Source organism: Streptomyces sp. NPDC000878 (assembly GCF_053599695.1).
In genome coordinates, this window is sequence record NZ_JBSFMT010000009.1 from 33,415 (window position 1) to 59,185 (window position 25,771).

Consider the following 25,771-nt stretch of genomic DNA (forward strand, 5'->3'; position numbering starts at 1 on the left):
CGGTGCTCCCTAGCGCAGCCGGGGCTGGATCTTGTCGATGAAGATGGTCTGCTTCTGCTCCGCCGACAGATGGCACGCGGAGGCGCGCCCGTCCGCCAGCGGCGGCCGTACGTCGGTGCAGAGGGTGCCCGACACCTCGCCGGTGAAGGCGCAGCGCGGGTGGAAGGGGCAGCCCGAGGGCGGGTTCAGCAGCGAGGGCGGCGAGCCGGGGATCGGCGTCAGGGCCTCGTTGATGTCGCCGTCCAGGCGCGGCATGGAACTGAGCAGACCCCAGGTGTACGGGTGCTTCGGCGTGCGGAGCACTTCCTTCACGCTGCCGCGCTCCACGGCCCGGCCCGCGTACATCACCAGCAGGTCGTCGGCCATGGTCGAGATGACGCCGAGGTCGTGCGTGATGAAGATGATCGCGGAGCCGAACTCCTGCTGGAGGTCCTTGAGCAGGTCCAGGATCTGGGCCTGCACCGTCACATCCAGCGCGGTGGTGGGCTCGTCGGCGATCAGCAGGTCGGGGTCGCACATCAGCGACATGGCGATCATCGCGCGCTGGCGCATACCGCCGGAGAACTGGTGCGGATAGTCGTCGAAGCGCGTCTTGGGCTGCGGGATGCCGACCTTCTCCAGCATCTGCACGGCCCGGACCTTGGCCTCCTTCTTGGAGGCGCCGGTGTGCTTCATGAACGGCTCGGACAGCTGGCGGCCCACCGTGTAGTACGGGGAGAGCGCGGTCAGCGGGTCCTGGAAGATCATCGCCATCTTGTTGCCGCGGAGCTGCTCGAGCTCCTTCTCCGTGGCGGTGACGAGCTCCTTGCCGTCGAGGACGATCTCGCCGTCGACAGTGCTGGTCCGGGGGTTGTGCAGGCCGAGGATCGTCAGGTTCGTGACGGACTTGCCCGATCCGGACTCGCCCACGATGCCGAGGGTCTTGCCGCGCTCGACGTCGAAGGAGAGCCCGTCGACCGCCTTGACGATGCCGTCCTCGGTGGAGAACTGCACCTTGAGATCGCGGACCGAGAGGAAGCTGTCCGGACCGGTCGGGGCCGGTGCGCCCTCGGGCTTGGTCAGTGTGGTCACGGTGGTTCGTTTCTTCCTAGGAGAGCCGGACGCGCGGGTCGATATAGGCGTACACGATGTCGGTAAGGATGTTCAGGATCAGGATGAAGAAGGCCCCGAACAGCATGATGCCCATCGTCAGCGGGAGGTCCTTGGTGACCGCGCCGTCCACGGCGAGGCGGCCGATTCCCTGGAGGGAGAAGGTCAGTTCGGTGACAACACCACCGCCGAGCAGGGCGCTGATGTCGATGCCGAGCACGGTGACGATCGGGATCAGCGAACCGCGCCAGGCGTAGCGGAAGAAGACGTACTTCTGTGACATGCCCTTGGCCCGAGCGGTGCGGACGTGTTCCTCCGCGAGCTGCTCGATCATCGAGGCGCGCGCCATACGCGTGTACTGCGCGGTGAAGATGGTGGCCATGACGACCATCGGGATGGACAGTCCGACGAGCCAGCCGACCGGGTCCTCGGTGAACGGCACGTACTTGGGGTCTTCCATCCAGCCGGTGCTGTAGACGAAGATGATCAGCGCGATCGGTCCGAGGAAGTAGATCTGGAACGAGCTGAGCACCATGGACGCGCCGGTGGAGACCTTGTCCACCAGGGAGCCGCGCTTGTAGGCGGAGAGCATGCCCGCGCCAAGACCCACGACCAGGAAGACGACCAGCGCGCCGATCGTCAGCGACAGGGTCAGCGGGAAGCGGTCCTTGATGAGGTTCCAGACCATGTCGTTGTAGTAGAACGACTGTCCGAGGCAGGGTGCGCTGCAGTGGCCCTGCGGGAAGTCACGGCCGGTCACGATGCCGGACATGAAGTCCCAGAACTGCTGCGCGATGGGCAGGTTCAGCCCAAGGGCGGTACGGATGTCATCGAGTCTCGCGGGCGAGCAGTCCTTGCCACAGGCCAGTGAGGCGTAGTCGGAGGGCGCTGCGACGAACAGGAAGAACGTGGCGGCGCCGATCAGGAACAGGGTGACGACGGCACCGACCGTGCGCCGGAGGATGAACTGAAACATGGCGGGGGGCTGCTCTCTGCGGAGACGTGCGGAGACGTGTTGGGACGGGTTCGCGGAACCGCGGGGGTGCGCTCCGCCTGGTGCGCACCCCCGCGGTCAGCCGTAGAGAGTTACGACTTCAGGAACAGCCGGGTGATGTCGATGTAGCTCGACTCGGTGCTGTAGCGGGCACCGCCGATGTTCGAACCGTAGAGCTGGAACTGCTTGGTGTACCAGAGCGGAGCGGAGGGGTTGACCTTCTCCAGGATGTAGTGCTGCGCTTCCTTCCAGGTCACGGCAGCCTCGGTCGGCTCCTGGGTCAGGGCCTTCTTGATGAGCTCCTGGACCTTCGGGTCGTTGATGTGCGAGTAGTTCGAGGACCCGTCGGCGACCTGGTCACCGTCGTAGATGGGCGTGATGACCGTGCCCGGCGACGGCCAGTCCTGGCCCCAGCCCGTGACGTACATGTCGTACGGGTTCTTGACCTTGCCGATCTGCTCGTAGTAGCTCGCGGAGTCGACTTCCTTGGCGACGACGTCGATGCCGATCTTCGTCAGCGCGTCCTCGATGGCGACCTTGCGCTTCTGGCCGGCCTCGCTGTTGGAGTACGCGTAGACGAGCTTCTTCTCGGCGGCCGGAACGTCCTTCAGGAGCTCCTTGGCCTTCGCGATGTTGCCCGCCGGCGTCTTCAGACGACCGTACGGGTCGTACGCGGCCTCGTAGCCCGGCAGGGTCGGGGCGAACAGGTTCGGGGCCGCGTCGCCACCGTAGGCGCCACCCTCGCCGGCGATGAGCGACTTGGAGTTGATGCCGTAGGTGATCGCGTCACGGACGGCCTTGTTCTTCACCCGGTCCAGGTTGAACGTCAGCGTCATGACGTAGGGCTGGTAGCCCTTGATCGTGCGCTTGTTGACGGCCGCGTCGCCGATGACCTTCTGGATCTGGGTCGCCTCGACGCCACCGGTGAGCTGGATGGCGTTCTTGGAGTCGCCCTGGTCGGCGATCAGACGGCTGGTCTGCGTCGACTCGGTGACACCGAAGTCGAAGTTGAAGCCGTCCACGTACTGGTGGCGCACGGAGTCGGTCTTCGGGTCCCAGTTCTCGTTCTTGACGAGCTTCATGGACTTGCCGACCTTGTACTCGGCGATCTTGTACGGGCCGGTCGAGACCGGGGCCGCGTCGTACTTCGCCTTCGTGTCGGTCTTCTCGGGGACGACCGAGTAGCCCGGCATGGCCAGCGTCTGCGGAAGGTCCGGACGCGCCGTGTCGAAGTGGAAGACGACCGTCTTGGCGTCCGGGGTGTCCAGGACCGTGGACGGCAGGTGCTTGGAGCCGAAGCCGCCGTCCTTCAGCGCGTCGCGGTACTTCGGGCCGCTCAGCCAGGTCTGCAGGTAGGTCGGGCCGTCGAAGATGAAATCGGCGTACTGACGCTCGACGGTGTGACGGATGTCGGCGGACGTGATGACGTTGCCGTTCTGGTCCTTGACGCCGTCCTTCAGCGTGTAGGTCCAGGTCTTGCCACCGTCCGATGACGTGCCCGAGTCGGTCGCGAGGTCACCGACGACCGAGACGTTGCCCTTGCCGTCCTCCTCGAAGTTGGTCAGGCCGCGGTAGAGCAGGTTGGCGACCTGGCCGGCGTCCGAGACGTAGATCTGGCCCGGGTCCAGGTGAGTGAGGCCCGACTCCTGGAAAACCTGGACGGTACCGCCGCTCTTGGCGCCGGCGACCTCCTCGGCGGGGCCGGTCGACGCGGCTGCGTCGCCGTAGACGACCGCCTTCGACTGCTCGGCGGCCTCGGCCTGGTCCTTCTTGGAGTCCTTGCCGGAGTTGCTGCCCTTGTTCTCGGAGCAACCAGTGAGCGCGAGCGAGCCGGCCGCGATGGCGACCACGATGGCCCGCGTTCTGCGCGAATTGAGCGACTTCATTTTGGCGAATACCTACCTGTCAGTTGTTATCCATGAGTACTGCCTGACGTGACCGACAGGCCACGCGGGGGCGGCAGTCACCCCCCACCAATGGACGGTTCAGCGCCCGGACTTGGGGTCGAACGCATCCCGTACGGAGTCTCCGAGGAGGTTGAAGCACAGGATGAAGATCACCAGCGCCAGGCCCGGGAAGAACATGAAGGACGGATCGGGCTCCGCGTACTTGGCACCGGCGGCGAACAGGCGCCCCCAGTCGGGAGTCGGCTCGACGAAGCCGACGCCCGCGAAGGACAGGAACGCGATGGTGAGAATCGTGCTGGGCAGCTGGTACGTGAACTGCACCAGGATCGGCGAGACCACGTTGGGCAGGATCTCCTTGCGGATGATCCGCCACGGAGAGGCACCCGAGACCTTCGCCGCCTCCACGAACTCACGGTCGCGCAGGGACAGCACCGTGGAGCGGATCAGACGGGCCATGCCCATCCAGCCCAGCACCCACAGCACGATCAGCATGGCCACCGCGCGGAGGTACGTGGGGGTTTCCTCCCGCGGGTCCACGAAGAACGCGGTCACGACGGGCATGAACGCGATGAAGAACAACTGTGAGGGGAAAGAGAGGAAGAAGTCCGTGACCCGGCCGATCCAGTAGTCGGTACGACCGCCGACGTAGCCGCCGATCAGACCGATGAGGATGCCCGTGATCATGACCAGCACGGTCACGCCCACCGCCATGAACAGCGAGGTGCGCATGCCGTACATCAGCATGGCGAAGACGTCACGGCCCAGCTGCGGCTCCACACCGAACCAGTGGGTCCCCGAGACACCGCCGAAGTAGCCGAGAGGCAGCCCGAACTCGTCCAGGACGGGACTACTGTCCGCGTACGTGGGGTCCTGGCCGTACAGCGTGTAGGGGTTCGTCCCGCTGATCTTGGTGAGCAGCGGGGCCGCCAGTGCGATGACGAAGTAGAAAATGACTACGCAAGCGCAGATGACACCGGTACGGTCACGCTTGAAGCGCTGCCACATCAACTGCCCGGGGGAACGACCCTCGAGACTCTGCTCGCCCTTGACGGGCTCGGGGTTCGTGTCGAGCTCGGGGTCCAAGGCGATCGAGGGCCCGGAGCCTTCAGCCTTGGCTGGACTGGTCATGTGTGTTCTTCCCCCGGGGGGTTGGAGAGTTGAGCGCAGCACAGATACCGGCGGGTTCTGTGGTTTGGGGGAACTTTCGCCAAGTAAGTCAACGCGCGTCAAGGCCGGAAGGCATAGGGATCTCCCTACCGTCGAAATTTTGAGCAAAAATTGCAAAGATTGACACCTGCGCGCGCTTGACACGCATAACGGAAAATCGACCAAACGGACATACGGGGATGGATTTCTGTTTACATGTCCGAAACTTGATCGTTGGTTCACCGGTATCCGAACATCGGTGCACAGCCATCAGACAGTAACCCCTGCGGGCATGCCGAAAGCCCGGTTCCCGTCATGGTCGTCATGACGGGAACCGGGACCGGTGAAACAGTGTCAGCCGTGCTTGGCGCGGCTCGCGGAGCGGGCGCGCTCGCGGGCGTCCAGGTTCACCTTGCGGATGCGAACCGCCTCCGGGGTGACCTCGACACACTCGTCGTCGCGGCAGAACTCCAGGGACTGCTCCAGGGAGAGCTTGCGCGGCGGGACGATCGCCTCGAACGAGTCGGCCGAGGACGACCGCATGTTCGTGAGCTTCTTCTCCTTGGTGATGTTCACGTCCATGTCGTCGGAGCGCGAGTTCTCGCCGACGATCATGCCCTCGTACACCTCGGTGCCGGGGTCGGTGAACAGCACACCGCGCTCCTGGAGGTTCGTCATCGCGAACGCGGTGACGGCGCCGGCCCGGTCGGCGACCAGCGAACCGTTGTTACGGGTCGCCAGCACACCGAACCAGGGCTCGTGGCCCTCGTGGATGGAGTGCGCGATACCGGTGCCGCGCGTGCCGGTCAGGAACTCCGTACGGAAGCCGATGAGCCCGCGAGAGGGCACGACGAACTCCATCCGGACCCAGCCCGAGCCGTGGTTGGACATGTTGTCCATCCGGCCCTTGCGGACGCCCATGAGCTGCGTGACCGGGCCCATGTGCTCCTCGGGCACGTCGATCGTCATGCGCTCGACGGGCTCGTGGATCTTGCCGTCGATCTCCTGCGTGACCACCTGCGGCTTGCCGATGGTCAGCTCGAAGCCCTCGCGGCGCATCTGCTCGACCAGGATGGCGAGCGCCAGCTCACCACGGCCCTGGACCTCCCAGGCGTCGGGACGCTCGGTGTCGAGGACGCGCAGCGAGACGTTACCGACCAGCTCGCGGTCGAGGCGGTCCTTGACCTGCCGGGCGGTGACCTTGCGGTCCTTGACCACGGCCTTGTTCTCTGCGCCCTTGCCGGTGCCGCCACGGCCGACCATCGGCGAGGTGTTCGTGCCGATGGTCATGGAGATCGCCGGCTCGTCGACCGTGATGAGCGGCAGCGCGATCGGGTTCTCGGGGTCGGCGAGGGTCTCACCGATCATGATGTCCGGGATACCGGCGACGGCACAGATGTCACCCGGGCCGGCCATCTCGGCGGGCCTGCGGGTGAGCGCCTCGGTCATCATCAGCTCGGTGATGCGGACGTTGGACATCGTGCCGTCACGCTTGATCCACGTGACGGTCTGGCCCTTGCGCAGCTCGCCCTGCTCGACGCGAAGCAGCGCGATACGGCCGAGGAAGTTGTCGGCGTCCAGGTTGGTGACGTGCGCCTGGAGCGGAGCGGCCTCGTCGAACTGCGGGGCCGGGACGTGCGACAGGATCGTGGAGAAGAACGGCTCCAGGCTGTTGCTGTCGGCCGGGACGGTGCCGTCCGCCGGCTTGGTCAGCGAGGCGACACCGTCACGCGCACACGCGTAGACGATGGGGAACTCGATCTGCTCCTCGTCCGCGTCCAGGTCCAGGAACAGGTCGTACGTCTCGTTGACGACCTCGTCGATCCGGGAGTCCGGGCGGTCGGTCTTGTTGATGCAGAGGATGACCGGCAGACGCTGCTGGAGCGCCTTGCGCAGCACGAACCGGGTCTGCGGCAACGGCCCCTCGGAGGCGTCGACGAGCAGAACGACGGCGTCCACCATCGACAGACCGCGCTCGACCTCGCCGCCGAAGTCGGCGTGGCCCGGGGTGTCGATGATGTTGATGGTGATGACGTCCCCCCCGTCCTTCGGGTGGTACTTCACCGCCGTGTTCTTGGCGAGGATCGTGATGCCCTTCTCACGCTCCAGGTCGTTCGAGTCCATCATGCGGTCGTCGAGCGACTCGGCGGCGTGCGCGGCGAAGGCACCGGCCTGCTTCAGCATGGCGTCGACCAGTGTCGTCTTCCCGTGGTCGACGTGGGCGACGATGGCGACGTTGCGGATGTCGTGGCGCGTGGCCATATTGCGGCGTACTCCCGGCTTGAGTGGATGGCCTGCGCGTACGTCTGTGTTACGCGGACCCTGCCGGGCTGAACATGCCACGGCCTTACCCCATCGTACGGGCCCGGGAGCGCGGGGGCTCGCCGGGCCGTCCGGGTGAGGCGACCGTCACGGTCGGGGCGAGGCCTTGCTGCCCGGCGTGACGCCCTTCTTCAGGAAGCCCATGTCCTCGTAGAGAGGCGTCTGGAAACCGAAGGCGCCCAGGTTGGCGACGTTCTTCTTCACGGCCAGGAGCTGGGGCCGCTGGAAGAGAGGGATGGACCCGCCGGCCGCCCAGATCCGGGCGTCGGCCTTCCGCACCAGCGAGGCCGACCTGCCCTCGTCGAGGGTGGCGATGGCCTGGTCGAAGAGCTGGTCCACCTGGTCGGTGCCGACGCGGGTGTAGTTCTGCTCGACGTTGAGCGACCCGTCGGCGGCGGGCACGGGCTTGGCGTAGATGGGCCGGGCGTCGGTGGCGGGGAAGGCGGACGCGGGCCACGAGTACAGGGCCAGGTCGTACTGCCCGGAGGCGATGTGGTCCTTGAAGTAGCTGTCGTCGGACACCTTGGTGACGGCGGTACGGATGCCGACCCGGTCCAGCATCCGCGTGATCCGCTCGCCCACGGCCCGCAGCGTGGCGGAGCCCGGCCCCGAGGGCAGCACGAACCGCAGGGTCAGCGGCTTGCCGTCCTTGGCGAGCGCCCCGGCAGCGGCGGCCCCGGCGGGAGCGGGAGTGCCCTTGGGCGCGTAGGCACCGGCGGGCGCACCGCCCTGGTCCGGGTGCTTGTGGAGGGACTGCTTGCCGTCCTGGGCGAGGTTCTTCTTCCCCGACCCGTCCTGATGGTCCCGGGGGTCCTGGTGATCCTCACGGACGGGCTCGCCGTACGGCTTGTCGTCGTCGCCGACGACGTAGTTCCCGTCCTCGTCACTGGTGCTCTCACTGGCCTTCGGGGAGGCGGAGGGAGAAGCGGACTCACCGCCGGCCTTCTTCCCCTCACCCCCGGCGACCTTCTCGCCGTCCTTCTTCTTCGGCTTGCCGAGCGGGCCGCCCTGGACCCAGCCGGCGTCGGCGAGCAGCGCCTCGGCCTCGTCGGTGTCCTGGCCGCCGAGCGCGCCGCTGTTGTCGGCGTAGGCGGCCTGTCCGGAGAGCGCGAGATGACTGCCGACCGGCACGGCGGGCAGCCCCAGCGGCTTGAGTACGAGACCGGCCAGCGCCTCCCGGTCCAGCGCACGGGCGACGGCGCGGCGCACCCGCTCGTCGGCGAGGGGGCCGTCGGCGCCGTTGAGGGCGAGCTGGGTGTAGGCGGGTTCGAGGGACTTGCGCACCTCGAACCCGCTGAGCGACTGCTGCTGCTCCCGGTACTTGGCGTCCGCCTCGCGCTGCGCGCTCCGGGCGACGGTCTCCGCGTCGGCGGCCTCCTCGTCGGAGCCGTGCGCGATGGCCCAGGACCGCAGGGCGCGGGCCGGGGTGCGCGCGGCGCCGGGCCCCTGGAGCGGGGTCGACTTGCCGCGCGCGGCGAGCACGATGCGCTCGGCCTCGCCGGGGTCGATCTCGGCGACGTCGACCTTGCCCGCGGCGAGCGCCTCGGCGCGCTTGTCACGCGGTACGGCGTGCAGCACGATGCCGTCGAGCCGGGGGGTACGCCCCCACCAGCGCGGGCTGCGGACGAGGACGACGTCACCGTCCGCCTTGGCGATCTTCTTGAGGTGGAACGGCCCCGCGGTGACCTTGAGCTTGCGCCGGGCCCCGTCGTTGAAGGAGTCCGGGGTGCCCATGACCTCCTTGGGGTACAGCGGCGAGAAGAGCGACTTCCAGTCGGCGTACGGGCGGCTGAAGGTCACCTTGACCTCAAGGTCGTTCGCCCCGCGCTGCACCTTCTCGATGCGGTCGTACCCGGCGTTGCGGGCGGTCCAGTACGCGGAGTCCTTGCCGGACAGGGCACGCCACTGGGCGGCGAAGTCGGCGGCGCCGATCTCCCGGCCGTCGCTCCAGACGGCCTGCTGGTGCAGCTTGTAGAGGACCACCTGGCGGGGCTCGGTGTCGACGACCTTCGCGGACTCCAGGAAGTCGGCGTTGCGCACCGGCCGCCCGTTCGCGTCGAGCCGGTACATCGACGGCAGCACGGCCTGCGCGATCCGGGTGGTCGTCGCGTCGGCGTCCGCCTGGAAGGTGTTGAGGGTCTCCGGTACGGAGTCCACGGCCCAGCGCAGAGTGCCGCCGTCGGCGAGCAGGGCGCGGGCGGCGGGGGCGATGTCCTGCCCGGCGAGCGGCTTGCTCGCCCCGTCCTCGTCACCGCCGCACGCGGTGAGCAGGGGCACGGCGAGCACGCCGGCGGTGAGAAAGGCGACCGAGCGCGTGACCGCGCGCAGTCCGACGCCGTGGTGGGACATCTCTGCTTACCTCCGGAGGCCTCGGGCGTTATGATCACTTTTGGCGGTATATGGAGCTGATCGCATGTATCCGGCCACTGAAGAGGAAAGGGTTCGGCAACGGACCGCGACACGGCGACGACAGCCTGGAAGCCCACCCGTGCGGCGCAGCGCACCCCGGGATGCACCCGTACGCCTCGGCCAATCGGTGCACATCCCTTCCCACCGACAGGTGTGACGCGCAACACTCGCAGGCGCATGAACGTTGCCGTCCAAGGCCCCTGGCCTACGAAGTGAGGTCACGTCATGTCCGTGAACGACGAACTGACATCCATCCAGCGCTGCCTCGACGACCTGTTCCGTTCGATGGGCCGTCTGGAGCAGCAGATCGGCAAAGGCGGCCTGGAACTGCGCCGCCTCCGCAGCGACGCCAACCACCTGCGCGAAAGCCTCGCGCTGCTCCGCGAGGCCGCCCCCGGGCTCGCAGAGCCCCGGCGCCCCGACCTCGTGTCCATCTCCGACACCCCGTACGACAACACGCTGTGGACGGACTCGGACGACGAAGGTCTCGGCGCCCGCGACCGGCACGCCCCCTGAGAATCCGACCGGAGCTCTCCTTGGCCACTGGTACCGAACCACCGGATACGGACCCCCATCCGAAGAGCGGCGGCGTACGGACCCGTACGCGCGCCGCCATCGACGCCCCGCATCTGCGGACCGACCGCTGGTGGCTGGCGCCCGCCGCCACGGCCGCCGGTCTGCTGGCGTTCATCGTGTACTCGACCTGGCGGGCGTTCGCGAACGCCGACTACTACGCGGCCCCGTACGTCTCGCCGTTCTACTCGCCCTGTCTGGCGGACAACTGCGCGCCCATGCGGGGCGGCCCCAACGCCGACCTCTTCGGCAGTTGGTGGGGCATCTCCCCCGCGATCATCATCCTGGTCTTCCCGCTGGGCTTCCGCCTGACCTGCTACTACTACCGCAAGGCCTACTACCGGGGCTTCTGGGCCTCCCCGCCCGCCTGCGCGGTGGCCGAGCCGCACAAGAAGTACACCGGCGAGACCCGCTTCCCGCTGGTCTTCCAGAACATGCACCGGTACTTCTTCTACGCGGCCCTCGTGGTCGCCGGGATCCTCACCTACGACACGGTCCTGGCCTTCCGCGACGAGCACTACAACTGGGGCCACATGGGCCTCGGCACCCTGGTCTTCCTGCTCAACATCACGCTGATCTGGGCGTACACGCTCTCCTGCCACTCCTGCCGGCACATCGTCGGCGGCAAGCTCAAGCACTTCTCCAAGCACCCCGTGCGCTACCGCGCCTGGCAGTGGGTCGGGAAGCTGAACGCCCGTCACATGCAGCTCGCCTGGGCGTCGTTGGTGAGCGTCGGGCTCGCCGACTTCTACGTGTACCTGGTCGCCTCCGGCGCTTTCGATGATCCGACCATCTTCTAGAGGAAAAGGAACAGCTTCTGATGTCCGTGGTCGACCGGCAGGAATGGGACGTCGTCGTGGTCGGCGCGGGCGGCGCGGGACTGCGCGCCGCCATCGAGGCACGCGAGCGCGGCGCCCGTACGGCGGTGATCTGCAAGTCCCTCTTCGGCAAGGCGCACACGGTGATGGCCGAGGGCGGGATCGCCGCCGCCATGGCCAACGTCAACAGCCATGACAACTGGCAGGTCCACTTCCGCGACACCATGCGCGGCGGCAAGTTCCTCAACCAGTGGCGGATGGCGGAGCTGCACGCGCAGGAAGCGCCGGACCGGGTCTGGGAGTTGGAGACCTGGGGCGCCCTCTTCGACCGAACGAAGGACGGCCGGATCTCCCAGCGCAACTTCGGCGGCCACGAGTACCCGCGTCTCGCGCACGTCGGCGACCGCACCGGCCTGGAACTCATCCGCACCCTGCAGCAGAAGATCGTCTCCCTCCAGCAGGAGGACAAGAAGGAGACCGGCGACTACGAGTCCCGGCTGAAGGTCTTCCAGGAGTGCACGGTCACCAGGATCATGAAGAACGGCGACCGTGTCTCTGGTGTCTTCGCCTACGAGCGTGAGACCGGCCGTTTCTTCGTCATCGAGGCCCCTTCCGTCGTCATCTCGACCGGTGGCATCGGCAAGTCCTTCAAGGTGACGTCGAACTCGTGGGAGTACACGGGCGACGGCCACGCGCTGGCCCTGCTCGCCGGGGCGCCGCTGCTGAACATGGAGTTCGTGCAGTTCCATCCGACGGGCATGGTCTGGCCGCCGTCGGTCAAGGGCATCCTCGTCACGGAGTCGGTCCGCGGCGACGGTGGCGTGCTGCGCAACTCCGACGGCAAACGCTTCATGTTCGACTACATCCCGGACGTCTTCAAGGAGAAGTACGCCGAGTCGGAGGCCGAGGGCGACCGCTGGTACGAGGACCCGGACAACAACCGCAGGCCCCCCGAACTGCTCCCCCGGGACGAGGTGGCCCGCGCCATCAACTCGGAGGTGAAGGCGGGCCGCGGCTCCCCGCACGGCGGAGTGTTCCTGGACGTGTCCACCCGCATGCCCGCCGACGTCATCCGACGCCGACTGCCGTCCATGTACCACCAGTTCAAGGAACTGGCGGACGTCGACATCACGGCGGAGGCGATGGAGGTCGGGCCCACCTGCCACTACGTGATGGGCGGGATCGCGGTCGAGTCCGACACCGCGGCGGCGCGCAACGTACAGGGCCTCTTCGCGGCCGGTGAGGTCGCGGGCGGGATGCACGGCTCCAACCGGCTCGGCGGCAACTCCCTCTCCGACCTGCTGGTGTTCGGCCGCCGGGCCGGACTGCACGCGGCCGAGTACGCCAACACGCTCGCCGCCCGACCGGCCGTGGACGACCCCCAGATCGACGAGGCGGCGGCCGAGGCCCTGCGCCCCTTCTCCGCGGAGAGCCCGGCCCCCGGCAAGGACGAGGGGCGTCCGGCGGAGAACCCGTACACCCTCCACCAGGAACTCCAGCAGACCATGAACGACCTGGTCGGCATCATCCGCCGCGAGGGCGAGATGGAGCAGGCGCTGGAGAAGCTGGCCGAGCTGCGGGTACGGGCCCACCGCGCCGGTGTCGAGGGCCACCGCCAGTTCAACCCGGGCTGGCACCTCGCCCTCGACCTGCGGAACATGCTGCTGGTCAGCGAATGCGTGGCCCGGGCGGCGCTGGAGCGCACCGAGTCGCGCGGCGGCCACACCCGTGAGGACCATCCGACGATGGACCGCGAGTGGCGCAATGTGAACCTGCTGTGCCAACTCGCCGACCCTGCCGCCGGGTTGGCGGCCACGGACTCGGTGAACGGCCTGGTCGCACTCACCCGCGAGACCACCGAACCCGTCCGCCCCGACCTGCTCGCCCTCTTCGAGAAAGAGGAGCTGGTCAAGTACCTCACCGACGAGGAGCTGTACGAGTGAGCAGCAGTGGAGTGAACGGCATTGGAGTGAGCAGTAGCTACGAGGCCCGCTTCAAGGTGTGGCGCGGCGATGTGCAGGGCGGCGGGCTGAAGGACTTCGCGGTCGAGGTGAACGAGGGCGAGGTCGTCCTCGACATCATCCACCGGCTCCAGGCGACCCAGGCCCCCGACCTCGCCGTCCGCTGGAACTGCAAGGCGGGCAAGTGCGGTTCGTGCTCGGCGGAGATCAACGGGCGGCCCCGGCTGCTGTGCATGACCCGGATGTCGGTGTTCGGCCGTGAGGAGACGATCACGGTAACTCCCTTGCGGGCCTTCCCCGTTGTCCGGGATCTGGTCACCGACGTCGGGTTCAACTACGCCAAGGCCCGCGAGGTGCCGTCCTTCGTGCCGCCCGCCGAACTCGGCCCCGGTGAGTACCGGATGATGCAGGAGGACGTGGACCGGCCGCAGGAGTTCCGCAAGTGCATCGAGTGCTTCCTGTGCCAGGACACCTGCCATGTGGTCCGCGACCACGAGGAGAACAAGCCGGCCTTCGCGGGCCCGCGCTTCCTGATGCGGGTCGCGGAACTCGACATGCACCCTCTGGACGCGGCGGCGGAGTCCGGCCTGGACCGCAAGAAGACCGCCCAGGACGAACACGGCCTCGGCTACTGCAACATCACCAAGTGCTGCACCGAGGTCTGCCCTGAGGGCATCCACATCACGGACAACGCCCTGATTCCCTTGAAGGAACGGGCAGTTGACCGCAAGTACGACCCGCTGGTGTGGCTGGGCTCGAAGATCAGGAGGCGTGGCACGGATTCATGAGCGGGCCGGGCTCATGAGGAGGCTGATGACCTGTTCGAGGCTGTGCTCGGCGATCCCGCGCATGAAGACGGGGTCCGGGAACGCGCCCACGTCGAGCAGGCGCAGCGGCCCGGTGGCCAGGGAGAGGTGCATCGCGAGCCGGTAGAGGTGCAGCCGGTTCGGGTCGAGGTCCGGGGCGGGAGTGTGCCTGGGGGTGCGCAGGCCCTCGTACAGCGTCCCGAACCGCTGGCGCAGGAAGACGTGCTCCCACTCCGCGTCGAAGTACAGCAGACCCTCGATGTCGATGAGTGCCGGTTCGCCGTCCGGGGTCACCAGGACGTGGTCCGGGCCGAGTTCGCCGTGGATGAGGGAGAGCGGGCCGGTTCGGGGTCGAACCTCGGCCGCCAAGTGCCGTACGAGAGCCGCTAGTTCACTGTGCAGGGCGGCGGCTCGTGGCTGCCGTACGACGAGGTCGGCGAGGTCGTGCAGGGCGCGGTCCGTGATGATGCGCTCACACGAACTCCCGTACGACACCCCGCCCTTGTCGACGAGGCCGACCTTGCCGAGGCGGGGTCCGGTGGTGCCGTGCAGTACGCCGAGCAGGTCCCCGAGGCGGTCCAGGACCCGGGCGCCGGTCGCCGGGTCGCGTTCCAGGAGCACCTCCAGGTCGCCGCCGCCCGGGTGCCCCCGTACGTCCTCGACGACCGCCGCGTCCGCCGGGAGGTGGGTGTGCGCGGGGTCGGCGTACAGGAGGCGCGGGGTGCGGACGCCGACGGCCGCGAGGCGGTCGTGGCAGGCCGTGAACAGGTCGAGGCCGGTGGCATGGGCGAGGGGGTCGCGGTGGTCGATGGGACCGGCGTCCCAGAGGTCCTCGTCCGGCGACCAGACGTACGCGACGGCCGTCGTGCCGTCGTCGAGGGCGAGCCGGTAGACGCCCTTCTTGCTGCCGCCGCGCAGCCGGGTGACCCCGGCCAGGCTCCGGGCCGGGCCGAGGGCTGCGCGGGTGAGGGGGGCGAGGTCGGCGGTGGTGAGTGCCCGGCGGGTCGCGCCGGTCACGCGTCGACGCGCGGGCGCGTGGACAGCAACTGGAGGTAGCCGCCCGCCCCGATCAGCAGCACGCTGGAGGCAAAGGCGGCATCGATGAGGGCCGAGGAACCGTCGAACACGTCCAACGCTCCGTACGACATGCTCAGGAACAGGCCCGCGGCGAAGAGAACCGTTCCGTAGCCCCACAGCGCGGGCCGCAGGGTCCGGCGCCGCAACCACGGCAGCAGCCATCCGGTGGCGACCGCCACCGCACCGCACACGACCATGCCGCCCAGCACCAATGCGGCCGTCGCCAACAGGTACCCGTTCATCCCCTGCCCCCTTCGAACACGTCTCCGTAAAACCTACCCACTGCCCCTGTTCTGCCACTCCTGCCCCACCCCGGTCGCGATACCGCGATCACCCCCATACGCTCGCAAATGTGACGCCCTCCCTTACCAGGGGCCGGCCACGGCGAGCCGCGTCCCACATACCCGTGCGCCTGGCGCATACCGCCCTGGGCGGGGCGATCGGGGTGATGTGGCTGGTGCTGCCCGGGGTGACGGCGGGCCACGAGGGCCACGAGCGTCACGAGGTGCCCGTGTCGGCGGTCGGCAGCGCGCCCGGTACCGCGGCCCAGGAGGACGAGACCTCCACCGGCGATCTGGTCCTGCCCCTGGTGGCGGCAGGTACGGCGATCGCGGTGGCCGCGTACGGCTACGCCCGCCGCAGACGCCGCAACCGTACGGCTCCCGCTGTCCCGGCCACGGGCGTGACACCGCCGCCCGCCCCCGAACTCGACCGGCAGGCCCGCAGATCGCTGGTCACGGCCGACGACTGCGTACGCACCAGCCGTGAGGAACTCGGCTTCGTGGAGGGGCTGTTCGGGGCCGAGGCGGTCGCGCCCTTCACGGAGGCCGTGCGCTACGCGGAGACCGAACTGTCGGCCGCCTTCCAGCTGCGCCAGGCGTACGACGACAACCCGGCGGACGCCTCCCGGGACACCCTCGACGAGATCGTCGCGCGGTGTGTGGACGCGGGCCGGCGACTGGACGCGGAGGCCGCCGGCTTCGACCAACTGCGCGCCCTGGAACAGGACATGAGCGGCGCCCTGAGACACGCCGAGGTCCGCTTCCGCGAGCTGAACGGCCGTACGGGAGCCGCCGGATCGACCCTGGCCGACCTGGGTGAGCGGTACGCGCCCACCGCGTCCTTCTCTGCCTCAGCCCAGGTAGAACAGGCCAAGGACCGCCTGGTGTTCGCAACGACGAGTCTCAACAGGGCCCGTCAGTCGGCCGACTTGGGCGACACGGACCGGGCGGTACTGCATCTGCGCGCCGCCGAGGGCGCGATCGCCCAGGCCGAGGTGTTCGTGGACGGCGTCGACCGCCTCGCGTCCACACTGGCCGCCGCCGCACAGGCGGTACCGGAGGCCCTGGACGAGGCGGAGGCAGCGGTAGTGGAGGCACGGGAGCGGCTGGCGGACGAGGGTCATGTCCGGCGGGCCGAGGCCACGCTGGCCGCCGTACGGGAGGAGGCCGCCGCCGGGCCCTACGACCCCCTGGAGGCCCTGCGCCGGGTCGCTGAGGTGTCCGCACCCCTCGGAGCGGTCCCAGCCGCCCTCCGGCTCGTCGCACGCGGGACCACCACCGACACGGACGCCCTGATCGGCACCCACCGAGGCGCGGTGGCCGCCGAGGCCCGCACCCGCCTCGCGGAGGCCCGCCGCCTCCTGGACCGGAACCCGACAGAGGCCGACACCTTCGCCCGCCAGGCCCGAGACCTGGCCGAACGTGACATCCGCGCCCACGGAAACCCCTACGGCGGCCGCCCCGAACACACGAACGGCATCGCCGGAGCAGTCCTAGGCGGAATCCTCCTCGGCGACCTCCCGGACGCCCAGGGCGAGGCCCTGACAGGCGGCGCCCCGGGCTCGTTCGGCGGCCCGGCAACGCGGGCGCGACGGGGGGTAGCGCCCTGAAGGGGCGCGCCCCAAAGGGGCGCGGGGAACTGCGCGACCAGCCACAACAAACCGGCAGCCGCACGACAACACACCGAGGCAGGACGGTAGGCGCCCACCTAGCGGACACCCCGCCCAGCGCCCCGTAAGAACTCTCCGTGAACTCCGTAAGAGCGCGTCTGTCCGTCAGAACAGACTCAGCAGCGCCTCCGCCGGGTCCGCGAGGACCGTTCCCCCGTCGGGGAGCGGCAGCTCGAACCACACCGTCTTGCCCCGGGGGGTCCTGCGGGAGCCCCAGGCCGCGCTGAGGAGGCCGACCAGCTGGAGTCCGCGTCCGCCCTCGTCCGTGTCGCGGGCGCGGCGGCGACGCGGCTGGACCAGGCCCGCGTCCCAGACCTCGCACACCAGCATGCGGTCGAGCAGCAGGCGGAGCCGGATCTCGCCCTCGCCGTAGCGCAGCGCGTTGGTGACCAGCTCGCTGACCAGCAACTCCGTGGTGTCGATGAGGGGTTCGAGGCCCCACGCGGTGAGCTGGGTGCGCGTGTACTCACGGGCACGGCCCACGCTGCGCGGTTCGCGCGGCAGGGTCCAGTCGCCGACGGAGTCGGCGGGCAGCCCCTGGACACGTGCCATCAGCAGGGCGATGTCGTCCTCGCCGTGGTGGGTGTCGAGGGTGTTGAGGACGTGGTCGCAGACGTCCTCCAGCGGCTGGGAGGGGTCGCTGAGGGCGCCCACGAAGGCTTGCAGGCCCTCGTCGAGGGGGTGGTCGCGCGATTCGACCAGTCCATCCGTGTAGAGCGCCAATAGGGAGCCTTCGGGTAGTTCGACCTCGACCTCCTCGAAGGGCTCCCCGCCGACACCGAGCGGCATGCCCGGCGGCACGTCGAGCATCAGCGCGTCCTCGCCCGGTTCGAGGAGGACGGGCGGCAGATGGCCGGCGTTGGCGAAGGTGCACCTGCGGGTCACCGAGTCGTAGACCGCGTAGATGCAGGTCGCGAGGTACACCTCGGAGAGGTCGGCGTCGCGGGGCTGGCGGGCGGCGCGGGTGGCCTGCTGGACGCCGCCGGGGGTGCCGAGGCCGCGCGCGATCTCGTCCAACGCGGAGAGCACTTCCGCCGGTTCGAGGTCGAGCAGGGCCAGGGTGCGGACCGCTGTGCGGAGTTCGCCCATGGCGACGGCGGCGCGCAGCCCCCGTCCCATCACGTCGCCGACCACCAACGCGGTGCGGTTGCCGGGGAGTTCGATGACGTCGAACCAGTCGCCGCCGACCTCGGTCGCCGCGTTGCCGGGCAGGTATCGGCAGGCGATGTCCAGGCCGGAGGCCTCCGGGTCGCCCGGGGGGAGGAGGGAGCGCTGGAGGATCAGGGCGCGTTCGTGTTCACGCCGGTACAGGCGGGCGTTGTCGATACAGACGGCGGCCCGCGCGGCCAACTCCCAGGCCAGCGCCCGGTCCCGCTCCCCGAACGGCTCGCTGCCCTTCGTACGGGAGAACTGTGCGAGGCCCACGACGGTGTCGTGGGCGACCATCGGGACAGCCAGGGTGGACTGGATGGCGCCGTTGTCCTCGGCGGGGACGAGTTGGGGGCGGGCGGTGCGCAGGGCGTCCGCGCAGGGCGAGTTGAACGGGAAGTGGTGGACGGCGCCGACGGCGACAGGTGCCTTGCCGCCGGCGAAGGGCGCGTCGGAGACGGCGCTGGCATAGGCGACGCGGCGGAGTTCCGCGCTGCCGTCGGCCAGCCCGGGCGGGGTCTCGTCGCCGGCCAGCAGGCCCTGGTACAGGTCGACGGTCGCGAGGTCGCAGAAGCCGGGGACGACGACGTCGAGGAGTTCGCGCGCGGTCGTTTCCAGGTCCAGGGAGTTCCCGATGCGGGAGCCGGCCTCGTTCAGAAGGGCGAGATTGCGCCGTGCGGCGGCGGCCTCGCGGGCGGCGGCCCGGCGGGCGGTGATGTCGAGGGCGAGCCAGGCGACACCGATGGGGCGGCCGGTGCCGCTGTGCACGCGGTACAGGTTGACCGACCAGTGCCGGCGCTCGTCGGAGCCGGGCACGAAGCCGGTGATGTGCATGTCCGTGATCGAGTCGCCGGTCTCCAGGACCCGGCGCAGCGTCGCGGAGACCCGCTCGGCCTCGGGAGAGCGCAGGTAGTCGTAGACGCCACGGCCCCGGTGGTCGTCGACCGTGCCGCCGTAGATCGAGGCGAAGCGCTCGTTGGCGCGCCGGATGCGGAGATCGGTGTCGATCAGCAGAAAGCCGAACGGAGATTGTCCGAATATCGCCTGCGAGGCGGCGAGGTCGGTCTCGATCTGGCGCAGCGTCCGGACATCGACGACGATGCAGACGGCGGCCTTCTCGCCCTCCTCCGTCCGCGTCGGCATCACATAGACCTCGGCGAGGCCCTCCCGGGGGCCGTCCGCACCCGGCTGGGGCTCACGGACGCGGAACGGGACGACTCCGGTCCACTCCCGGCCGTCGAGGATCTCCGCCATCTTCCGCTGGCCGCGCTCGCGCAGATCGGGGTCGATGAAGGCCTCGATGGGGTCCATGCCCACGGCCCGCCCGGCGGGGATGCCGAAGATCTTCTCGGCGCGCAGGCTCCACTGGTCGACGAGGCCGTCGGGGCCGATGGAGAACGACGCCACCTTGATGTAGTCGTAGATCGAGCCGGGTGGGCTGCTCTGCCACATGGGGTCACCTGTCACGTCACGCGCGTGGTCCTGCGCGGTGTCACGTGTCGCATCGCGCACCGGCCCGCCCATGGTGCCACGCGTGGTTTCACGTGTCGCATCGCGTATCGCGTCACCGCCGCCAGAACTCCTGACGCCCGTCGCACGACGTGGCGCACCGGCCGCGGCATCACCCGCGACCCCCGCACTCGCGCCGCCCGACGGGTCCTTGGACTCCGTGGCCTTCGCTGGTATCTCGCTCACGCGAACCGTCCCCTCCAGCTCACCGCGTCCGGCACCAGTCACCGGGGGCGGCTGCCCGCAGTATCCAGCACTACGGCGCCCCACAACACGGTGTTCACGATCACAGGACGATCCCGATGCTTTTCGGACCGGCCCGCGACAACACTCCCAGTCTTCTAACCAGGGGAGCACCCGTCGAACCCCGATCGACGACAACTGCCAGTGGCCTGAACCACAAGGTCGACAGCTCAAGGGCGGACGTACAGCCACCATTCACCCCGGCGCACGGTTCGTCGCTCTCCGTACACGGGCTCACTCCGTCCGCGCTCAGCCCGGTACCGACAGCTCGAACCACACCGTCTTGCCCGCGTCGGCGGGGCGGGTGCCCCAGCGGCTGGACGAGTGGGCGACCAGCTGGAGTCCCCGGCCGCCCTCCTCGTCGGGCCGGGCGGCACGCTCGCAGGGCAGGTCGGGCAGCGGATCGGAGACCTCGACCAGGAGCGTGGCGGAGGCCCCGGCAGGCCGCACCAGCCGTACGCCGATGGGGCCCGTGGCATGCCTCAGGGAGTTGGTCACCAGCTCACTGACCAGCAGGACGGCGATGTCACCGAGGGCGTCGAGCCCCCAGCTGCGCAACTGTCCGCGCACGACCGTACGGGCTCCGCGCACGGCACCGGGCTCCGCGGGAAAGCTCCACTCGGCGCAGTCGCCTTCGGTGTCGATCACGCCGATCACTTCCCAGCCCAGCGACCCACCCATGTCCGGTTTCGTGGGGTTAATGGGCACATACCCGATATCCGGAGCCCAGTACCGCCTCCAAGGGCGCACTGTGGCACGAACGGCGTACGGGGTGCACGCACCGGGCGCCTTCACCGCCGCCCACGCCTCCACGCCCTCGGCGGCGCCCACGCCTCCATGCCCCGGCGCCGCCCCCGTCGGCGTCAGCCCAGCCGGGCGACCGCTTCCCGGACCGCCGGTACGTCCTGATCCAGCCAGTCCACGTCCCAGATCTCGGCCGGGGTCAGCCAGCGCAGTTCGTCGTGGTCCTGGAGGGGCTTCGGCTCGGCCGAGCCGGCCGGGAGTCGCGCGGTCCAGACCCACAGGACGTACGGCGACTTCAGGGGCCACTCCCCCGGGATGCGCTCGACGGGTTCCGCGTCGACGCCCAGTTCCTCGCGCAGTTCGCGCACCAGGGCACCCTCGGGCTCCTCACCGGGTTCGACCTTGCCACCGGGCAGTTCCCAGCGGCCGGCCAGTTCGGGGGGTGCGCTGCGGCGGGCGGCGAGGAGGCGTCCGTCGCGCAGCAGGGCGGCGCCCACCACGACGATCCGCGCAGCCTGAGGTGTCCGTTCCGTCATGGGCCGGAGCCTACGGGAGCCGATTCACCCGGCACCCCCGGCTGTCCGGCCCGCCGGATCACCTGGTTCCGTTCTGCCCGATCCGTTCGACCCAGTAGAGCTGTTTGTGGCCGCGGTCGTCGAGACTGTCGGCGATCTTCTGGGCTTCCGCACGGGTCGCGTACCGGCCCACGCGGTAGCGACTGCCGTTGTCGTCCTGCCTTATGACGAGCCAGGGAAGAGTGATCGTCCCGTCGCTCATGGAGCCCCTCCACTTCCCGCCCCCGGCTTGCGCCGCGCCCCGCCCGCTAACGAAACCGCAATCCGCATATGCCCGACCCTACGCCTAACCTTCACGCAGCGAATACGGAATTTCACAAAGAGGTACGCAACCGGCCAGGGCCCAGGGGGCGCGCGACATCGAACGCGCCGTCGAAAGGGCACGGTGTGTCCGGTCAGCGGCACACCGTGCCCCATAGGGCGACCTGCGAGAACGGCCAGAATCCAACGGCCCGGCAGGCGGCGGTGGTTGGCGGGGCGGCTGTGAAGGGGGGAGCGTTCGGGAAGTCAACCGCCCCTGCGTGTGGGTTACTTCACGGGCAGGTGGTACGCGACCCGGTAGCGGTCCGCGGGGATCACGACGTCGGCCGTCTCGACCGGGCGCCCCGAGGCGTAGTACGTACGGTGCACGACGAGCACCACATGCCCGGGGACACCGCCCAGCGCCTGCAGTTCCTCGGCGAGGCCGGGGCGGGCGCCGACCTCCTCCGTGACGTTGTCCACGATCACGTCGATGGCCGCCATGCGCTCGACGACGCCCATCCCGCCGAGCGGGCCCTCCTCGGGCAGCATCACCGGCGTACGGCCGGTGACCGCCAGGGGCTCCCAGGAGGTGGACAGCATCATCACCTCGCCGGCGTCCCGGAAGACGTACTTCGTGCACATCACGCGGTCGCCTGGCCGCAGAGAGAGCCGCTCGGCGATGGCAGCGCTCGCCTCGGTCTGCGCGCTGCTGGACTCCCAGGTGCCGCGCGCCTCCACGTCGGACTGCTCCTGGCGGAACGGTGTCGCACCGCCGTCCGGACGGAAGCCGGAGCGGGCGATCCGGCGCGGCACGGGGCGCTCCCGCACATACGTGCCCGACCCGGAGCGGCCCTCGACCAGACCCTCGGCCATGAGCACCTTGCGCGCCTCCAGCGCGACCGTGTCCGAGACGCCGTACTCCTCCCTGATCCTGGCCTGGGAGGGGAGGCGGGTGTGCGGTGGCAGCGAACCGTCGACGATCTTCTGTCGTAGATCACCCGCGACACGCAGGTAGGCCGGCTGCTCACCGAATGTCACGGGCCGCTCCCATCAGGTTGTACAGACAGCAACAGCCTGGCAACCATGGGTTGCGACATGCAAGCAAAGGCCAGGGAATCACTCGATGTGATGACTTACGCCATCGGAAGGCATGGGGCGAGTGCCCGCTCAGGCCCTGCGCAGTCGCGTTGCCCAGGCACGTTCTCCCCGCTCCGGCCGCCGACACACGCCGATCGTCACACCTGGATCCCGGTGTCCCCGCTGCCGTCGCCACCGTCGCCGCTGCCGCTGCCGCCCTCCGGGTCGTACTCGGGCGGGGTCGTCGCGAGCCCCAGCGCCTGGCGCACGTAGACCGTGTGCTCGGCGTCGAGCAGCGTGTAGCCGGTGTCGTAGTGGTCGTAGAAGGTGTCCACGTCGGTGGCCCCGGCCGCCTTGGCCCACTCCGCGCGGGCACTGCGCAGGTTGGTCACGAGTGAGTCGACGTCGGGCGAGGCCTTGGCGGCGAACCGGTGTCCGGTGAGCAGGCCGATCTGCTCGTCGAGCGCGTCAGTCATCCGCCGCGCCCACGCCTTGTGCCCCGGCAGGTCGTCCTCGACGTACTCCTCCGCGGGCGCCGAGTCCATCGCCTTGTTGAGGACCTGGGCCGACTTCAGATACGTCAGCTGGTCGGCGTCGAGCGTCGTCGCGTCCTTGCGCAGCGAGCCGGTGAGGGTGCCGTTCGTGTCGACGCTGCCGAAGACGCAGGTGACCTCGTGGTCGTCGAGGCGCCAGCTCTGGCTGGTCGGGGTGAGGTAGTAGACGTCGACGTCGTCGGGCACGGCCCAGGCGTCCATCGCGTAACTGTCCTCAAGGGCATAGCACTTGTCGTCGGCGATCTCGGTGACGCGGTCGTCGCCCGGGTAGGAGCCGGCCGGGAGCTGGAAACTGGCGAACACCTCGCCGTCGTGGGCTTGGGAACAGGGCACGGTGTCGACGTCGTAGGCGTAGCCCTCCAGGGAGCCGTCCAGGGAGTTGAAGCAGTCGCCCTTGGCGAGGGAGAAGGTGCTGTTGTTCTCCTTGGCGGCATCCTTGAAGCCGTCCCAGGCGTCGGACAGGCCTCCGGTGCCGAGGAGCAGCGCCCAGAGGGCGAGCCCGACGGTCGACAGCACGGACCCGGCGACCGCCATGCCCTTGCCGCGCTCGCCCTTCTTGCGGATCTGCACGAGGGCGATGATGCCGAGGACGAGGCCGAGGGCGGGCAGGAAGCAGAGGATGCCGAGCACGAGGGAGGCGATGGCTACGCCGTTGACGGGGGTGGGCTGGTTGTACGGGGAGTAGCCCTGGGCCCAGGGGGCGTAGGGGACCTGGTGGGAGGGGTAGGGCCCCTGGGGGTACTGGGGGTGTTGTGGCTGGCCGGGTCCAGGGGGCGGGGGTATGGCCACGAGCGGGGGGCTCCTCGTCGGGGTGGTGGGAACTGGCGTGCGACTTGGCGCATGTTAGGGGAGTTTCGCCCCCGCCGCCCCTACCCGTCCCATCCCTGGGGGCTGCCGCCCCCAGACCCCCGCTGTCGGCCTGAACGGCCTCGTCCTCAAGCGCCGGACGGGCTGGGGGTGCCCGGGGGCTGGGGTGAAAGTGCGGCGGGGTGGGTGGGCAAAACGCTCGGCCTGAACGGCCTCGTCCTCAAACGCCGGACGGGCTTGGTCGGGGGGGGGCGGGGGGGGGGGTTGGGGGGGGGGGGGGGGGGGGGGGGGTGGGGGGGGGGGGGGGGGGGGGGCCGCCCCCCCCCCCCCAGGGATGGGACGGGTAAGGGCGGCGGGGGCGAAAAACCCGCCCCCGCACGCACGCACTCACCCCCGCCAAGGCAACTCCGCAGTAACCCGAGTAGGCCCCCCCACCGGAGAATCCACCACCAAAATCCCGTCCACCGCATCAAGCCGCCCCGCCAACCCCCTCAACCCCGAACCGCCGGAGGCATCCGCACCGCCCACCCCGTCATCCACCACCTGCAACATCAACCGACTCTCCACCCGCCACACATCCACCGACGCCCACGAAGCCCGCGCATGCTTGCTCACGTTCTGCAGCAACTCCGACACCGTGAAGTACGCGATCCCCTCGATCGCCGCAGCCGGCCGCTCCACCAGATCCACCTCCACCTGCACCGGCACCGCACACCGGGACGCCACCGCCGACAGAGCCGCATCCAGCCCCCGATCCGTCAGCACCGCCGGATGGATCCCGCGCGCCAGATCCCGCAGCTCCTGCAACGCCGTCTTCACCTCACCGTGCGCCTCGTCCACCATCCGCGCCGCGGCCTGCGGATCCTCCGTGAGCTTCTCCCTCGCGAGCCCCAGATCCATGGCCAGCGCCACCAGCCGCGCCTGCGCCCCGTCGTGCAGATCCCGCTCGATCCGCCGCAGATCGGCCGCCGCCGTGTCGACGACGACCCCCCGGTCGGACTCCAACTCGACGACCCGCGTCGCCAGCCGCGACGGCCCGAGCAGCCCCTGCACCATCAGCCGGTCCACCAGGGTCAGTGCCCGCACGATCCAGGGCGTGGCCATGGTGAACAACAGCCCGACCAGCGCGGTCACCGTGATCTCGAACGGGTTGTCGAGGTAGATCCGGTGCGTCTCGTCGCCGTACAGCTGAAGGCCGTCCTGCCCGCCGTACATCGGGAAAACCCAGCACCACAGCGGATAAGTGAGCAGCGCCCACCCGTAGACCCAGAAGATCACCGCAACCAGGAACGAGAACATCGCCCACGGCAGATGCAGCACCGAGAACAGCAGATGCCGCCACGAGGTACCGCTCTTGAGCACGGCCCCCATCCACGCCGCCGCCCCCGACTTCCGCGTCCGCAACGGCTCCGGTTCGGCCACGTGGGCGCCGATCAGCGCGCGCGCCATCTTCCGTTCCAGCACACCGAACCCGCGGCACCCCGCCAGGCCCACGGCCAGCACCGGAATCCCGAGGAAGGTGATCAGCAGTCCCGCACCGGCGGAGGCCATGGTGACGGCGTACGTGAACATCAGCACGCTGACCGGCAGGCTCAGCAGCACATACCCGAACTCACGCCAACTGCGCGCCTCGACGGGCGCCCGCAACGCGGCCGGCAACCGAAACCGCCGCCCATGCCCGGCCCCGTGGAATCCGGCCCCGGGCCCGCCCTGCTGCCCGTACCCCTGTCCGTACTCCATGGCCATCGCCCCAGTCCCGTCCTACTAGTCCCAGCCGGCTCGTCAACGCGTCCGGCAGTCCATCCACGTGTCTGTCG

Annotated in this window: 20 protein-coding genes; 5 read left to right on the top strand and 15 right to left on the bottom strand. The window is 69.4% G+C overall.

Annotated elements, in window-relative coordinates; translation table 11 throughout:
* Window positions 1-9 precede the first annotated feature (9 nt).
* The 6 genes from ACWDR4_RS10985 to ACWDR4_RS11010 all read right to left on the bottom strand — a co-directional run bounded on the left by ACWDR4_RS10985 (window position 10) and on the right by ACWDR4_RS11010 (window position 9,807).
* A complete protein-coding gene (locus tag ACWDR4_RS10985; RefSeq protein ID WP_450406728.1) occupies window positions 10-1,071 on the bottom strand; it encodes an ABC transporter ATP-binding protein in 1,062 nt (353 codons plus the stop codon).
* Between the two features lie 16 nt (window positions 1,072-1,087).
* A complete protein-coding gene (locus ACWDR4_RS10990; RefSeq protein ID WP_450406730.1) occupies window positions 1,088-2,065 on the bottom strand; it encodes an ABC transporter permease in 978 nt (325 codons plus the stop codon).
* A gap of 110 nt (window positions 2,066-2,175) precedes the next feature.
* Window positions 2,176-3,969 (bottom strand): ABC transporter substrate-binding protein, encoded by a 1,794-nt coding sequence (locus ACWDR4_RS10995; RefSeq protein WP_450406732.1) that lies wholly within the window; start codon window positions 3,967-3,969, stop codon window positions 2,176-2,178.
* Between the two features lie 99 nt (window positions 3,970-4,068).
* Window positions 4,069-5,118: an ABC transporter permease gene (locus tag ACWDR4_RS11000; RefSeq protein ID WP_450406734.1), complete on the bottom strand. Its 1,050-nt coding sequence runs from the start codon at window positions 5,116-5,118 to the stop codon at window positions 4,069-4,071.
* A 372-nt stretch (window positions 5,119-5,490) separates the two neighbouring features.
* Window positions 5,491-7,398 carry a translational GTPase TypA gene (gene typA / locus ACWDR4_RS11005; protein WP_450406735.1) on the bottom strand — a complete coding sequence of 636 codons (1,908 nt, stop codon included), beginning with the start codon at window positions 7,396-7,398 and terminating at the stop codon, window positions 5,491-5,493.
* Window positions 7,399-7,545: 147 nt separating this feature from the next.
* The gene (locus ACWDR4_RS11010; protein ID WP_450406737.1) at window positions 7,546-9,807 is read right to left on the bottom strand and encodes an ABC transporter family substrate-binding protein; all 2,262 of its coding nucleotides are present in this window, start codon (window positions 9,805-9,807) and stop codon (window positions 7,546-7,548) included.
* A 285-nt stretch (window positions 9,808-10,092) separates the two neighbouring features.
* On the opposite strand from ACWDR4_RS11010, the gene ACWDR4_RS11015 reads away from it, so the two are divergent.
* From ACWDR4_RS11015 to ACWDR4_RS11030, 4 genes are read left to right on the top strand one after another with little or no spacing between them, the layout of a single operon-like run.
* Window positions 10,093-10,383, top strand: coding sequence for a hypothetical protein (locus ACWDR4_RS11015; protein WP_330287994.1), 291 nt, complete (start codon window positions 10,093-10,095; stop codon window positions 10,381-10,383).
* Between the two features lie 20 nt (window positions 10,384-10,403).
* The gene (locus ACWDR4_RS11020) at window positions 10,404-11,240 is read left to right on the top strand and encodes a hypothetical protein (RefSeq protein ID WP_450406740.1); all 837 of its coding nucleotides are present in this window, start codon (window positions 10,404-10,406) and stop codon (window positions 11,238-11,240) included.
* Window positions 11,241-11,260: 20 nt separating this feature from the next.
* Window positions 11,261-13,201 carry a fumarate reductase/succinate dehydrogenase flavoprotein subunit gene (locus tag ACWDR4_RS11025; RefSeq protein WP_450406742.1) on the top strand — a complete coding sequence of 647 codons (1,941 nt, stop codon included), beginning with the start codon at window positions 11,261-11,263 and terminating at the stop codon, window positions 13,199-13,201.
* Window positions 13,198-14,007, top strand: a complete 810-nt coding sequence (locus ACWDR4_RS11030) for a succinate dehydrogenase/fumarate reductase iron-sulfur subunit (RefSeq protein WP_450406743.1) — start codon at window positions 13,198-13,200, stop codon at window positions 14,005-14,007. Before ACWDR4_RS11025 ends, ACWDR4_RS11030 begins: the two co-directional genes overlap by 4 nt.
* On the opposite strand, the gene ACWDR4_RS11035 is transcribed toward ACWDR4_RS11030, so the two are convergent.
* A complete protein-coding gene (locus tag ACWDR4_RS11035; RefSeq protein ID WP_450406746.1) occupies window positions 14,002-15,042 on the bottom strand; it encodes a phosphotransferase family protein in 1,041 nt (346 codons plus the stop codon). The genes ACWDR4_RS11030 and ACWDR4_RS11035 overlap by 6 nt on opposite strands.
* Window positions 15,039-15,344, bottom strand: coding sequence for a hypothetical protein (locus tag ACWDR4_RS11040; protein WP_450406748.1), 306 nt, complete (start codon window positions 15,342-15,344; stop codon window positions 15,039-15,041). The genes ACWDR4_RS11035 and ACWDR4_RS11040 overlap by 4 nt, the downstream gene beginning before the upstream one ends.
* Before the next feature lie 164 nt (window positions 15,345-15,508).
* Between ACWDR4_RS11040 and ACWDR4_RS11045 the strand changes: the two genes are divergently transcribed.
* The gene (locus tag ACWDR4_RS11045) at window positions 15,509-16,993 is read left to right on the top strand and encodes a hypothetical protein (RefSeq protein WP_450406750.1); all 1,485 of its coding nucleotides are present in this window, start codon (window positions 15,509-15,511) and stop codon (window positions 16,991-16,993) included.
* Window positions 16,994-17,158: 165 nt separating this feature from the next.
* Here the strand turns inward: ACWDR4_RS11045 and ACWDR4_RS11050 are convergent, their stop codons facing one another.
* The 7 genes from ACWDR4_RS11050 to ACWDR4_RS11080 all read right to left on the bottom strand — a co-directional run bounded on the left by ACWDR4_RS11050 (window position 17,159) and on the right by ACWDR4_RS11080 (window position 25,700).
* Complete coding sequence (locus ACWDR4_RS11050; protein WP_450406752.1) at window positions 17,159-19,897, bottom strand: SpoIIE family protein phosphatase; 2,739 nt, start codon at window positions 19,895-19,897, stop codon at window positions 17,159-17,161.
* A 306-nt stretch (window positions 19,898-20,203) separates the two neighbouring features.
* Window positions 20,204-20,635 carry an ATP-binding protein gene (locus tag ACWDR4_RS11055; protein WP_450406754.1) on the bottom strand — a complete coding sequence of 144 codons (432 nt, stop codon included), beginning with the start codon at window positions 20,633-20,635 and terminating at the stop codon, window positions 20,204-20,206.
* Between the two features lie 182 nt (window positions 20,636-20,817).
* A complete protein-coding gene (locus ACWDR4_RS11060) occupies window positions 20,818-21,234 on the bottom strand; it encodes a (deoxy)nucleoside triphosphate pyrophosphohydrolase (RefSeq protein WP_450406756.1) in 417 nt (138 codons plus the stop codon).
* A gap of 58 nt (window positions 21,235-21,292) precedes the next feature.
* Window positions 21,293-21,475 (bottom strand): SPOR domain-containing protein, encoded by a 183-nt coding sequence (locus tag ACWDR4_RS11065; RefSeq protein WP_450406759.1) that lies wholly within the window; start codon window positions 21,473-21,475, stop codon window positions 21,293-21,295.
* A gap of 326 nt (window positions 21,476-21,801) precedes the next feature.
* A complete protein-coding gene (locus ACWDR4_RS11070) occupies window positions 21,802-22,554 on the bottom strand; it encodes a GntR family transcriptional regulator (RefSeq protein ID WP_450406762.1) in 753 nt (250 codons plus the stop codon).
* Window positions 22,555-22,751: 197 nt separating this feature from the next.
* Entirely contained in the window at window positions 22,752-23,936 is a 1,185-nt protein-coding gene (locus ACWDR4_RS11075; protein ID WP_450406764.1) for a DUF4190 domain-containing protein, read from the bottom strand.
* A gap of 405 nt (window positions 23,937-24,341) precedes the next feature.
* Window positions 24,342-25,700, bottom strand: coding sequence for a sensor histidine kinase (locus ACWDR4_RS11080; protein ID WP_450406767.1), 1,359 nt, complete (start codon window positions 25,698-25,700; stop codon window positions 24,342-24,344).
* Window positions 25,701-25,771 lie beyond the last annotated feature (71 nt).